The organism is Pantoea sp. UBA5923 (assembly GCF_002431095.1).
GTDB classification, from domain to species: Bacteria; Pseudomonadota; Gammaproteobacteria; order Enterobacterales; family Enterobacteriaceae; genus Pantoea; species Pantoea piersonii.
In genome coordinates, this window is the sequence record NZ_DJDN01000071.1 from 1 (window position 1) to 13,982 (window position 13,982).

Genomic DNA, 13,982 nt, shown 5'->3' on the forward strand with positions numbered 1-13,982 from the left:
ATGATCGCGTTCTTTTTCACGATGCCGATCAGGAGGATGATGCCGATGATGCCGATCACGCCCAGGCCCTGGTCCGTGACCCACAGCGCCAGCAGCGCGCCGACGCCCGCCGAGGGCAGCGTCGAAAGGATTGTCAGCGGATGAACGTAGCTCTCATAGAGGATCCCCAGCACGATGTAGACGGCGGCGATAGCGGCGAGCATCAGCCAGAGCTGGCTGCTCTGCGACTGCTCAAACACCTGCGCGGTGCCGGCGAAGCTGCCGCGCACGCTGGAGGGCACGCCGAGCGCAATCATCGTGCGGTCGATCGCCGCAGAGGCTTCCGACAGCGAAACGCCCTCCGGCAGGTTGAAGGAGATGGTCGAGGCGGCGGAGAGCCCTTCATGGTTTACCGACAGCGGCGCGTTGGCGGGCTGCCATCGGGCGAACCACGACAGCGGAACCGCCTTGCCGTCGTCGTTAATCACAAACATCTGATTCAGCGCGCTGATATCCTGGGTATAGCGCGGATCGACCTCCATCACCACTTTGTACTGATTCAGCGGCTGATAGATGGTGGAGATCTGCCGCTGGCCGAAGGCGTTGTTCAGCAGCGCGTTCGCCTGAGAGACATCGATGCCGAGGCGCGACATGCTTTCACGATCGTAGAGCAACGCCATTTCGCTGCCTTTATCCTGCTGATCCGAGTTTACGTCCGCCAGCTGCGGCAGCGCGGAGAAGGCCTGGCGGATTTTCGGCTCCCATTCGCGCAGCGCGGCGAGGTCGTCGGAGAGCAGAGAATACTGATAGCTGGCGTTTGATTCGCGGCCGCCGGCGCGCAGATCCTGCACCGCGTTGAGATAGAGATTCGCGCCAGGCTCTTTCGCCAGCTTCGCGCGCAGACGGGCAATAACCGCCTGCGCGTTTTCGCTGCGCTCTGAAAGCGGCTTCAGCGAAATAAACATCGAGCCGCTGTTGGTGCGCATCCCGCCGGTAAAGCCCACTACGCTCTCTACTGCCGGGTCGGCTTTCACGATCACCATAAAATCCTGGAGCTTCTGGCGCATCGCCTGAAAGGAGATGCTCTGATCGGCGGAAATAGAGCCGGAGAGTCGGCCGGTATCCTGCTCCGGCATAAAGGTTTTCGGCACCTGAATAAACAGCCAGACGGTGAGGGCGATCGTGCCGAAAAGCAGCAACAACACCCAGCGCGCATGGTTCAGCACCCAGCCCAGCGAGCGGCCGTAACCCTGCTGGATCGCCAGCAGCATACGGCCCGCGCCGCGCCGACGCGGCTGGCTGCGCGCCCTGTGCGGCTTCAGCAGGTAAGCGCACATCATTGGCGTGAGGGTAAGCGAGACCACCATAGAGATGGCGATCGCCACCGACAGCGTAATGGCGAACTCCGAGAAAAAGCGGCCTATCAGCCCGCCGATCATCAGCAGCGGCAAAAAGACGGCGATCAGCGACAGGCTCATCGACAGTACGGTAAAGCCCACCTCACGCACGCCGGTCAGCGCCGCCTGCAAAGGCTTCATGCCCGCCTCGACGTGGCGCGCGATATTCTCCAGCACCACGATGGCGTCATCCACCACGAAACCGGTAGCGATGGTCAGCGCCATCAGCGACAGGTTATTCAGGCTAAAGCCGCAGAGGTACATCGCGGCAAAGGTGCCAATCAGCGATACCGGCACTGCAGCGGCGGGGATGAGCGTAGCGCGCCCGGATCGCAGAAAAACAAACACCACCATAATCACCAGCACCACGGCGATGGTCAGGGACTGCTCGACCTCATGCAGCGAGGCGCGGATGGTGGGCGAGCGGTCCTGCGCGATCTGCAGATCAATGGCGGCGGGAATGGTTTCATGCAGCGTTGGCAGCTCGGCGCGAATGCGGTCAACGGTATCGATCACGTTCGCCTCTGGCGTTTTACGCACCAGCAGCAGCACCGCGGGCTTGCCGTCCGCCATCCCCGCGTTGCGTACGTCCTGCACCGAGTCCCGCACGCTGGCGACGTCGGCGAGCTTTACCGCCGCGCCGTTGCTGTAGTGCACCACCAGCGGCGCATAGTCGCTGGCGGTTTTCAGTTCGTCATTGGTGCGCAGCTGCCAGCGCTGCTGGCGATCCTCCAGCGCGCCCTGCGGACGACGCTGGTTGGCGTTGGCGATCGCCTCACGCACCGCGTCCAGCGAAACGCCCTGGTTAAACAGCGCCTGCGGGTTCAGCGCGACGCGCACCGCAGGCAGCGAGCTGCCGCCGACCGTCACGTCGCCGACCCCTTCAATCTGCGACAGTTTCTGCGCCAGCTGGGTGGAGGCGTAGTCGTAAAGCTGGCCGGGATTATAGATATCCGACGTCAGCGTCACGATCATAATCGGCGCGTCCGACGGGTTAACCTTGCGGTAGGTCGGGCGGCTTGGCATCCCGGTTGGCAGCAGGCTTTGCGCCGCGTTGATGGCCGCCTGCACGTCGCGCGCCGCCCCGTTAATGTCGCGGTCGAAGTCAAATACCAGAATAATGCGCGTGCTGCCAAGCGAGCTGGTAGAGGTCATTTCGCTGACGCCGGCGATGCGTCCCAGCGAGCGCTCCAGCGGCGTCGCCACTGACGAGGCCATAATTTCCGGCGACGCGCCCGGCAGCGAGGCGGAGATGACAATGACCGGAAAATCGACCTGCGGCAGCGGCGCCACCGGCAGCAGGCGAAAGCCGAGCGCGCCCGCCAGCGCAATGGCGATAGTCAGCAGCGTGGTGGCGACCGGGCGATGAATAAAGAGCGCAAATAGCCTCACTGCTCCGCCTCCCGACCGCTAAAGCGGCGGCGCGCGGCCTGACCCAGTCGATCAAACAGCAGATAGATCACCGGCGTGGTAAACAGCGTCAGCACCTGACTCAGGATCAACCCGCCCACCATCGCAATGCCGAGCGGATGGCGCAGCTCCGCGCCGACGCCGGTGCTGAGCATCAGCGGCAGGGCGCCCAGCAGCGCCGCCAGCGTGGTCATCAGGATCGGACGAAAACGCAGCAGGCACGCCTGATAGATAGCGTCAAAGGGCGCCATGCCCTGTTCGCGCTCGGCGGCCAGCGCGAAGTCGATCATCATGATGGCGTTCTTCTTCACGATGCCGATCAGCAAAATAATGCCGATAATGGCGATGATATCCAGCTCGCCGCCGCTCAGCATCAGCGCCAGCAGCGCGCCGACGCCAGCGGTGGGCAGCGTCGACAGAATGGTGATGGGGTGGATAAAGCTCTCATAGAGCACGCCGAGCACGATATACATCGCCACGATGGCCGCAACGATCAGCCAGACAGTGCTGGTCAGCGCCGCCTCGAACGCCAGCGTGCTGCCCTGGAACTGGGTCATCAGCTCCGCAGGCATACCGAGCCGCTCTTCCGCCGCGCTGACCGCTTTCACCGCGTCGCCCAGCGAGTAGCCGTCGGCGACGTTAAAGGAGAAGGTCGCCGACGGGAACTGATCGAGATGGTTGACGCTGAGCGCGCTGTGGCGCTGCTCAATCTTCGCGATAGCGCTGAGCGGCACGCTGCCGCCGTCGGCGCTGGCCAGCCGGATGCCTTCCAGACCCGCCAGGCCCGGCGTGGCGCGGTTGTCCTGTTCCAGCACCACGCGGTACTGGTTCGCCTGCGTGTAAATGGTCGAAATCAGGCGCTGGCCGAAGGCGTTATAGAGCGCGTTATCAATATCGGCCATGCTGATGCCGAGGCGGCTGGCGCTGTCGCGATCGACGTTAACGTACGCCTCCAGCCCCTGATCCTGCCAGTCGCTGCTGATATCGCGCAGTTCAGGAGACTGACGCAGCGCGTCCAGCAGCTTCGGCACCCAGCTGCTGAGCGACGCCAGCGAGCCGGACTGGAGCGTAAACTGATAGGGCGTACGGCTCGACTGGGTTTCAATCGTAAGATCCTGCACCGGCTGCAGCCACAGCGTTACGCCGGGAAGGTGGCTTACCCGCTGCTGCAGCCGCTGCTGCACCTGCGGGATACGGTCATCGCGTTCGCTTAGCGGCTTCAGGTTAATCTGCAGGCGCGCGCTGTTAAGCGCCGCATTGGTGCCGTCCACGCCGACGAATGAGGTCATGCTCTGCACCGCCGGATCTTTCATAATCAGCGAGGCGACGTCGCGCGTGCGCTCTGCCATGCTGGCGTAAGAGGCGCTCTGCGGTGCCTGCAGCGTGCCCTGAATAATCGAATTATCCTGCTGCGGGAAAAAGCCTTTCGGAATAAGGATCCACAGCAGTACGGTAAGCAGCAGCGTACCGAGCGCGACCGACAGCGTCAGCCAGGGATGCGCCAGCACCTTACGCAGCCAGCGGCCATAGCCAGCGATCACCCGTTCGAAAAAGGCTTCGCTGGCGCGCGAAAAGCGGTTCTGCTTGCGCAGCGATTCGGCGCTCAGCATACGCGCGCACATCATCGGCGTCAGCGTCAGCGAGACCACGGCGGAGATAAGGATCGCCACCGCCAGCGTGACGGCGAACTCGCGGAACAGACGGCCAATCACATCGCCCATAAACAGCAGCGGGATCAATACCGCAATAAGCGAAAAGGTGAGGGAGATAATGGTAAAGCCGATTTCGCCTGCGCCCTTGAGCGCGGCGACAAGAGGCGTTTCGCCTTTCTCCAGGTAGCGCGTAATGTTTTCAATCACCACGATAGCGTCGTCCACCACGAAGCCGGTGGCGATAGTCAGCGCCATCAGCGTCAGGTTGTTGATGGAGAAGCCGAGGAAATACATCGCGGCGAAGGTGCCAACCAGCGAGAGCGGTACGGCGACCGCGGGGATAATGGTCGCAGGCACGTTGCGCAGAAACAGATAAATAATCATCACCACCAGGCCAATCGCCAGCATCAGCTCGTGCTGGGTATCGGTGACCGAGGCGCGGATATTGGTCGTGCGGTCGCTCAGCAGCTGCACCTTCACCGACTTCGGCAGCGTAGCGGTGAGCGACGGCAGCAGCGCGCGGATATTATCGGCGGTGGCGATAATATTGGCGCCCGGCTGCCGCTGTACGTTAAGCACGATGGCGGCCTCGCGGTTCGCCCAGGCGCCGAGCCAGCGGTTCTCCGCCCCCTGTTCGATCGTTGCGACATCGCCCAGCCGCACCGGCGCGCCATTTTTATAGCTGATAATCAGCTGGCGATAATCCTCTGCCGACTTCATCTGATCATTGGCGGAAAGAGTAATGGAGCGTTCCGGGCCGTCGAGGCTGCCTTTCGCCGAGTTGACGTTGGCGCTACTGATGGCGGTACGTACCTGTTCGCTGGTGAGGCCCAGCGACGCCAGCGCCTGGGCGTTCATCTGCACGCGAACCGCCGGGCGCTGACCGCCGGAGAGCGTCACCAGACCCACGCCGGAGACCTGAGAGATCTTCTGCGCGACGCGCGTCTCCACCATATCCTGCACCTGGGTCAGCGGCATGCTGCTGGTGGTGACCGCCAGCGTCATGATCGGCGGGTCGGCGGGGTTAACCTTGCTGTAGACCGGCGGATTGGGCAGGTCGTTGGGCAGCAGGCTGGTGGCGGAGTTGATGGCGGCCTGCACTTCCTGCTCGGCGACGTCGAGCGGCAGCGTAAGCTGGAACTGCAGGGTGATGACCGATGCGCCGCCGGAGCTTTGCGACGCCATCTGTTTCAGTCCCGACATCTGGCCGAACTGGCGTTCAAGCGGCGCGGTAATGGAGGAGGTCGTGACGTCCGGGCTGGCGCCGGGGTAGAGCGTTACCACCTGTATGGTGGGGTAGTCCACTTCCGGCAGCGCCGAAACCGGCAGAAACCGGTAGCCGAGGATGCCCGCCAGCAGAATCGCGATCATCAGCAGCGTGGTGGCGACCGGACGTAAAATAAACTGACGCGACGGCCCGCCGCTGGCGTCAGGAGGCATTACCTGCATTACTCGCGCGCTCCTTTCGCCGGTTGCGCCGCGCGGCTGCTTTTCAGCGCGGTGCTCTGCGGCGCAACCACTTCAACCTGCGCCCCTTCCGTCAGGCGATCCAGCCCATCGGTGACTACGCGTTCGCCTGCGCTAAGCCCGGCGGTGATCACCACCTGGCGGCTGTCCTGCAGTCCGGCAGTGACGCTTTTCTTGCTCACCTTGTTGTCGCTGTTGACCACCCAGACAAAGTGGCCCTCATTGCCCATCTGCAGCGCGGCGGTGGGGATCACAATCGCATTCTGCAGGGTATTGACCTTCAGCCGCGCGTTAACGAACTGGTTAGGAAAGAGCTTGTCGTCCTGATTGTCAAAGCGCGCCTTTATCTTGATGGTGCCGGTTGTGGCGTCAATCTGGTTGTCGATGCTGAGCAGCGTGCCCTGCGTCAGCAGCGTCTGGTTGCTGCGGTCCCAGGCTTCGACCACCAGCGGCTGGCCGCTTTTTTGCGCCTGCATAATGTCGGGCAGGTCATTTTCCGGCAGGCTAAATAGAACATCGATGGGATGGGTCTGCGTGATCACCACCAGCCCGTTAGTGTCGCCGCTGGTGATGTAGTTGCCTGCATCGACCTGTTTCAGGCCGACGCGGCCCGCAATCGGCGAGGTTATGCGGCTGTAGGTAAGATTAAGCTGGGCGCTGGCGACGCTGCCTTCGTCCGCTTTGATAGTGCCCAGGGTTTCGCTCACCAGTGAACGCTGGGTATCCAGTTCCTGCTGCGACACCAGCGAGGTTTTCGCCAGTTTCTCAAAGCGCGCGAGATCGCGGCGAGCGTTGGCCAGCGTCGCCTGGTCTTTCGCCAGCTGGCCCTGCGCCTGGGTTAAGGCGACCTGATAAGGTCGCGGATCGATCTCCGCCAGTAGCTGACCCGCTTTAACCTGCTCTCCTTCCTGAAAGTGAATCGCCATCAGCTCGCCGTCGACGCGGCTGCGCACCGTAACGGTGCTGGCGGCGGTCACGGTGCCAAGCCCGCTGAGAAAGTGCGGCACGCTCTGGCTAACGGCGGCGGCGGCCTGAACCGGCGCTGGCGCGCCCCCTGCGCCCCCTTTGCCGCGGTGCGGTCGGGCGGCGGCCTGAGGATCGGCGTCGGGCTGCGCCGGATGATGCCACCAGTAGTATCCCCCTGCGGCGGCGGCAATGACCGCCAGCACCAGCAGGCTTTTTTTCAACAAGGAAGGTCGGTTCATCTTATCGTTTGCTCTCCAGCAGTAGCGAAATCCCCAAAACGCAGGCTGAAACGCGGCAGCCTGCAAATAGCAGAGTGTAGACCCGCAAAGCGGGCAGAAGTTGAAGGAATTAAGGATATCTGTCAGGACGGACTGAGTATCCCTCATGGAACAAACTTATGGAGGAATTACGTATAAAGAGATGTTTTAGCTTTTGCTATGCTTTTGGACAGGTTATTTACTGCAGAAGGAGAAAAGGATGAGTCAGGTTGAAACCCGTCAGCTCGGTGATACGGGCATTCAGGTGCCGCTGCTGACGTTCGGCGGCAACGTTTTCGGCTGGACCCTGGATCAGGAAAAGTCGTTTTCGTTGCTGGATGCGCTGGTGGAAAGAGGGCTGTGGTTTATTGATACTGCCGATGTCTATTCGCGCTGGGCGCCGGGCAATAAAGGCGGCGAGTCAGAGACCATTATCGGCAACTGGCTGAAAAAGAGCGGCAAACGCGACCGCATCGTGCTGGCGACCAAGGTAGGCATGGAGCTGTCGCCGGAGAAAACCGGCCTGAAGCCGCAGTATATCCGTCAGGCGGTAGAAGATTCGCTGCGCCGTCTGCAAACTGACTATATCGATCTCTACCAGGCGCATCGCGATGATGAGGATACGCCGCTGGCGGAGACGCTGGCCGCGTTCGATTCGCTGATTAAAGAAGGCAAAGTACGCGCTATCGGCGCCTCTAACTACAGCGCGCCGCGTCTGCAGGAGGCGCTAAAGATCAGTGAAGAGCAGGGCCTGGCCCACTACGCGACCCTGCAGCCCGAATATAACCTCTACGATCGCGAAGGCTATGAGTCGGCGCTGGAAGCGGTGGCGACGCAACACGGCCTCGGCGTGATTAATTATTATTCGCTGGCAAGCGGCTTTCTGAGCGGCAAATACCGCAGCGCCGCGGACGCCAGCAAAAGCGCGCGCGGCCAGGGCGTGGTGGATAAATATCTTAATCCGCGCGGCCTGAAGATCCTCGCCTCCCTTGATGAAATCAGCCAGGCGCATAACGTGACGCCGACCCAGGTCGCGCTGGCGTGGCAGATTGCGCGACCGAGTATTACCGCACCCATCGTCAGCGCCACCTCGCTGGCACAGCTGGACGATCTGATCGGCGCGACGCAGCTGCGTCTTACCCGAGAAGAGATCGAAAAACTGGCGCAGGCCAGCAGCTAAGCACGTTAGACGGGGCGTTTACGCCTCGTCTTTAATTTGCGTGCCATATAATGCGGTCGTCCTGACCGCGTTTCCGTTCAGCGATCCCCCTCACACTTGTTTGAAGAATCTGTCTCTTTGCGTATTCGTGCGCACTTTTTTACAAAAGTTGAACTTTTCGCAGCACTATCCTCTGCGTGGAAATAACCTTCATTCAGATAAGAAGAACGATTATGAACAGAAAAAAAGCAGTGCAACATTTCCCGCTGCGCCGTGTTGCGGCCGGCTCCCTGATGTTCGCCATGCTTAGCGCTTCTGCTGTGGCCGCAGACGCGTTCAGCTACGACTCGCCCTATATGTTTGGCGACTGGGGCGGCACGCGAACGCAGCTGGAAAACGACGGCATTAAATTTGACGTTAATTACACCATGGAAAGCGCATCGAACCTCGGCGGCGGCGCCGACACCAACACCTCAATGCGCTACAGCGATCAGTGGGCGTTCGGCGCCAATTTCGATCTGCAGAAGCTGCTCGACTGGCAGGATGCACAGTTCCAGATGACCATCACCAACCGCGACGGCCAGAATATTTCCGATCAGGTGGCCGATCGCCGTACCGGCATGCTCTCTTCAGTGCAGGAAGTGTATGGACGCGGACAAACCTGGCGTCTGACACAGTTCTGGCTGAGTAAAGGCCTGTTTGACAACGTGGTGAACCTGAAAGCGGGTCGCGTCACCGTCGGCGAAGATTTCGATAACTTCGACAGCAAGTTCCAGAACCTGGCGTTCGGCAGCGGGCAGGCGGGTAACTGGCGCGGCGACCGCTGGTTTAACTGGCCGGTATCACAGTGGGGCGGACGCGTAAAAGTTAACATCACGCCGGAGGTCTTCTTCCAGGTCGGTTTCTATAACCAGAACAGCGCCAACTACGATCGCGGCGACGGTTTCCGTCTGGATACCAGCAACTCCGAGGGCAATATGGTGCCGGTGGAACTGGGCTGGAAACCGACTCTTGGCCCGGACAAGCTGCCGGGTAACTACCGCATCGGCTACTACTACTCGTCGGTTAACGGTGACGTTTACGGCAGCTGGCGCGACGGCGGCTATCAGGATAAAGATCACGCCTATGGCGGCTATGTGCTGTTACAACAGCAGCTGACCGCGCAGGGCGGCGACGTTAGCCGCGGTATCGGCGTGACCGTTCAGGCGGTAATGAACGATCACAAAACCTCGAAGACCGATAACTATCAGTCGATCGCCTTTACCTGGGCGGGGCCGTTTGACGCGCGTCCGGAAGATGAGATCGGCATTGCCGCGGCTCGCATTCACGTCAACAGTGATTACACGCGCGCGCAGCGTCAGCAGAACGCCGCTAACGGCGAGACGGACTTCAACAGCCCGACCTATCTGCCGATTCAGGATGGTTCGGAATATAACTACGAGCTTTACTACAACGTGAAGCTGGCGAAATGGCTGCAGGTGCGTCCGAACCTGCAATATATCGTTGCGCCAGGCGCGGTAAGCGAAGTGAAAGATGCTTTTGTTGGCGGCATCAGCGCCAATATCAACTTCTGATAAAACAGCAAGCGGCCCGCTACGGGCCGCTTAATTGTTGTTCCTGTCGCAGGGCATCTTGCTCTGGGCACCCCGCCTCTCGCTTCCTGAACCTCTCCGCTCTCTGTCACACCCGTTCAGGCTGGCACGTTAACGAAACATCACCTCTGCCCAGCGCGCCAGACCGGCCGTTACCGAACCAAAATCATCGCCGCTGGCGACGGGGGTATCCGGCAGCGCCTGCTGCAGCGCGGCGCGCAGCACCGGCGAACGTGCGCTGCCACCCGTCAGATAAATCACCTCTGGTTTTGTGTCGCAGCTGGCGAGCGCCAGATGCACCTGCTCCAGAATGCGCTCCAGCGGCTGGTTGATCGCCTCCTGCAACATTCCGTCGCTGATGGCAGCGTGCAGCTGCGGGGCGATAAAGTCGAGGCTGGCGTCGAAGGAGGCGCGATCGGAAAGGGCGATTTTGCTCTCCTCCGCGGCGCGCACCAGACGATAGCCGAGCTTCTGCTGCCACACCTTCAGCAGATGCGCCACAAGCTCGCCCTGTTCCGCGTCGCGCACCAGATCGCGCAGCAGTTTGCCGCAGACGGCGGAATAGAATTCACTTTGCGCCGGCACGTCGTTAATCGCCACCGCGTTCCACCACGGCAGAGCGGGCAGGGCGGTGCCTTTTTGCGTCTTGCCGCCCAGGCCGAGCAGCGGCATCAGGGTTTTAAACGCCAGCATAATGTCGAGATCGTTACCGCCGACGCGGCAGCCGCTGTGGCCGAGCAGACTCTGACGACGGTCCGACAGCTTGCGCCACTCCGGCCCCATCAGCAGCATCGAGCAGTCGGTGGTGCCGCCGCCGATATCCACCACCAGCACGCGCGTCTCTTTATCCAGCGTTGCTTCGAATTCGAGTCCTGCCGCGACCGGCTCAAACTGAAACTCTACGTCGCGGAAACCGGCGCGCTTCGCGGCGCGCAGCAGAATGCCCTGCGCCTGGGCGTTGGCTTCGTCGCCACCCAGCCCCTGAAAGTTGATGGGACGGCCGATGACCGCCTGGTCGATAGCGCCGTCGATCTGCGCTTCGCCCTGCTCGCGGATATGGCGCATCATGGCGCAGACCAGATCTTCAAACAGCGCGATCTGCTGCGGTTTCAGCCCGCTGGCACCGAGAAAGGATTTGGGGGATTTAACGAACCAGGTCTCTTCCGGGTCAACCATATAGTGCTGCAGCGCGTTCAGTCCGAACTGCACGCTGCTGGCCGAAACCTCGATGTCCTCTTCGCGGTTATAGCGCAGCGCGCGCTGCAGCAGCGCGGTGGTTTCCGCATCCGGCGTTGCGACCTGATGATGGCGGTAGAGCCATTCACTCACCGCTTCGCGCGTGGGTGCGGCAATCATCGACGGCAGCAGGCGCTGGCCCTGCTCCAGCGTCAGCAGGCGCGGCGCGCCGTTTTCGCACACCGCAATGGAACAGTTCGCCGTACCGTAATCGAAACCAATGAACATCTGATGCCCCTCCCGGAAAAAAGGGGGCGACTTTAGCGCAGCTGAGCGGGGCTGGCAAGCGGCTCAGCGCGCTTCTGGCGTATAGATCGTCAGCCGTCCGCGTCCCGCTTTTTTGGCGTTATAACAGGCGATATCCGCCTGCGACAAGACCTCTGCGCCGACGTCGTTGGCGGCGGAGAACTGCGTCAGGCCGGCGCTGGCACCGACCTGGAAAGTATCGTTCTGCCAGCTAAAGGTGTAGCCATTGACCGCCGAGACGATGCGCTGCACCACCTCACACCCCTGCGCTATCGGGCACTCTGGCAACAGCAGGGCGAACTCGTCGCCGCCAAGGCGCGCCAGAAAATCGGTGCCGCGCAGGTGCCGCTGCATCAGCCCGGCAAGTTCGCGCAGCAGCGCATCGCCTGCCGCGTGTCCGGCGCTGTCGTTGACCGCCTTAAATTTATCGAGATCGATAAAAGCCAGCACATGCTGATGCTGATGCTCAACGGCGTCGTTCAGCAGACGCTGAAGCTGGCGTTCGAAGCTGGCGCGGTTCGGCAGGCCGGTCAAAGCGTCATGCAGCGCGCTATAGCTGAGATGCTTCATCATTTTGCGCGATTCGCTGACGTCCTGAATCACCATTACCGCGCCGATCTCTTCGCCTGCCAGGGTACGCAGCGGCGTTATGCTGTAGTGGATCTCTACAACGCCGCCGTCAGCGGCGTGCAGCACCAGCTCGTCATCCAGCTCAGGGGTGAGTTTTTTTGTCGGCAGGCGGCGGAGCAGCAGGTTCTCAACCGGCGCGCCGTGACGTCCCTGGGTGATATGCAGCAGATCGCTCAACGGCTTGCCCGCCGCCTCTTCCTGACGCCAGCCGCTCATCTTTTCCGCGACCGGGTTCATAAAGGTCACGCGCATTTCGCTGTCGGTGCTGATAACCGCTTCGCCAATAGAGTCCAGCGTGATCGCCATCCGCTCCTTTTCCTGAAACAGCGCGTCGGTAAGGTTACGCAGGTGGGTCACGTCCTGGCAGATGCCCAGCATGCGTTCAAGGCGTCCGTCCTGATTGAAGAAGCGGCGCGCCTGGGTGCGCAGCGTGCGTACGCCGTCGGCGCGCTGAATGCGATACTCAATATCGAAAACGTCGGTGCTTTCCTGCGTCGTCAGCAGCGCCAGATCGAGCCGCTCGCGATCCGCCGGATGCACCAGACTGCGCCACAGCTCGCGGCTGGGCTGCTGGTGCGCGGGCAGGCCGAAAAGCGCGTACATATGGCGATCCCACATCATCTTATTGCGCACAAGGTTCCATTCATAAACGCCGATTTCGCCCGCTTCGTTCGCCAGCGTAATGCGCTCCATCAGATGACGATTAACCTGCTCGCTCTGTTTCAGCTCTGAGATATCGATAATCTGGGAAATAAAGTAGAGCGGTTTACGCGCGGCGTCGCGCACCAGCGACACCGTCAGGCGCGCCCAGACGATTTCGCCGTTTTTGCGGAAGTAACGTTTTTCAATGGTATAAGCGTCAATATCGCCGCGCAGCAGCCTGTCCGCATGCTGCAGATCGTTCTCCAGATCGTCGGGATGGGAGATCTGCTGAAAGGTGAGCTTTTTCAGTTCGGCGGCGGGAAAGCCCAGCGTCTGGCAGAGGGAGTTATTGACCTGTAGCCAGACGCCCTGCGGCGATACCAGCGCCATGCCAATAGCGGAATACTCCATCGCGTGGCGAAAACGGGTTTCGCTTTCGCTGATATGGTGCTTCTCACGCTGAAAGGCATCCATTACCAGCGCCATCACATGGCTCGGCATCAGCACCAGCAGAAAGGGGAGCCAGTTAGCTATCTGACCGGGCGCGTTGCCGGGCGTTTCAATGCTCACCAGGCCGAGCGCCAGAACCAGCGAAATAGTGCAGGCGTTAAGCAGGAACAGCAGAAACGCCTCCCGCTTCGGCAGGCGGACGGCGCACCAGAACAAAATCACCACGATAAAGGTGAATGGCCAGGGCATAAAGCGCAGCGCCAGCCAGCTCGCGCCTGCGGTCAGCAGCAGGTTAAAAAGGAACCCCGCCAGGCGTCGCAGGCTGATCGAGCCTGTTCTGAGGGGCCAGGGCATCAGTAACAGCACCGGGCCCAGCGCCAGCATGCCGATAACTTCGGAAATCACCCAGGTTAAGAGAAAGGGCAAGGTGCCGCTGCCGTGGATGTTCAGCATCCACAGCGCCAGCAGCCCGCCCAGCAGGGGAGTAAGAATGCCCACCGACAGCACAAAGCGCAGCCAGTCGAGCAGAGAGTTAAGCGGCGCCTGACGATTGAGCAGCCCGCGCAGCACAACGCCGCCAAGGATCGCCTGCAGCACATTCAGCAGCGTGAATTTCAGATTCGCCAGTTCAGGCCCGATTATCAGCGCAGTCGCCAGGCCGGTGCCCGCCACGCAGCCCAGCAGCAGCAGTGGGACAGAGCGGGAAGGGGCGCGAAACGCCACGATAGTCATCAGCGCGGTCGAGAACCAGAGCGGCGAAATGCGCCCGCTGAACACGATCAGCTCCAGACAAAAAAGCGTCAGCACAAAAGCGAGCACCGCCAGAATCAGGGCGCTCAGCAGGCGGTTTTGTGGCTTGTCCAGCGAGGACAACAGTTCAACACTCATTCACTAACCCG

At 61.2% G+C, this 13,982-nt stretch carries 7 protein-coding genes; 2 read left to right on the forward strand and 5 right to left on the reverse strand.

What is annotated here, in order from left to right; translation table 11 throughout:
* From mdtC to B3797_RS16690, 3 genes are all read right to left on the reverse strand, one after another.
* The coding region (mdtC, locus tag B3797_RS16680) for a multidrug efflux RND transporter permease subunit MdtC (RefSeq protein WP_311791636.1) at positions 1–2,768 on the reverse strand (2,768 nt) is incomplete at its 3' end.
* Positions 2,765–5,887: an MdtB/MuxB family multidrug efflux RND transporter permease subunit gene (locus tag B3797_RS16685; RefSeq protein ID WP_311791637.1), complete on the reverse strand. Its 3,123-nt coding sequence runs from the start codon at positions 5,885–5,887 to the stop codon at positions 2,765–2,767. The genes mdtC and B3797_RS16685, both read right to left, overlap by 4 nt.
* Positions 5,887–7,110, reverse strand: a complete 1,224-nt coding sequence (locus B3797_RS16690; RefSeq protein WP_311791638.1) for an MdtA/MuxA family multidrug efflux RND transporter periplasmic adaptor subunit — start codon at positions 7,108–7,110, stop codon at positions 5,887–5,889. The genes B3797_RS16685 and B3797_RS16690 overlap by 1 nt, the downstream gene beginning before the upstream one ends.
* A gap of 238 nt (positions 7,111–7,348) precedes the next feature.
* On the opposite strand from B3797_RS16690, the gene B3797_RS16695 reads away from it, so the two are divergent.
* A complete protein-coding gene (locus tag B3797_RS16695; protein WP_311782596.1) occupies positions 7,349–8,308 on the forward strand; it encodes an aldo/keto reductase in 960 nt (319 codons plus the stop codon).
* Positions 8,309–8,520: 212 nt separating this feature from the next.
* Positions 8,521–9,861, forward strand: a complete 1,341-nt coding sequence (locus tag B3797_RS16700; protein ID WP_311782595.1) for a carbohydrate porin — start codon at positions 8,521–8,523, stop codon at positions 9,859–9,861.
* A 129-nt stretch (positions 9,862–9,990) separates the two neighbouring features.
* Here B3797_RS16700 and yegD read toward each other — a convergent pair whose 3' ends face one another.
* Complete coding sequence (gene yegD, locus B3797_RS16705; protein WP_311791639.1) at positions 9,991–11,343, reverse strand: molecular chaperone; 1,353 nt, start codon at positions 11,341–11,343, stop codon at positions 9,991–9,993.
* A gap of 63 nt (positions 11,344–11,406) precedes the next feature.
* Positions 11,407–13,971 carry a diguanylate cyclase gene (locus B3797_RS16710; protein WP_311791640.1) on the reverse strand — a complete coding sequence of 855 codons (2,565 nt, stop codon included), beginning with the start codon at positions 13,969–13,971 and terminating at the stop codon, positions 11,407–11,409.
* Positions 13,972–13,982: the final 11 nt, after the last annotated feature.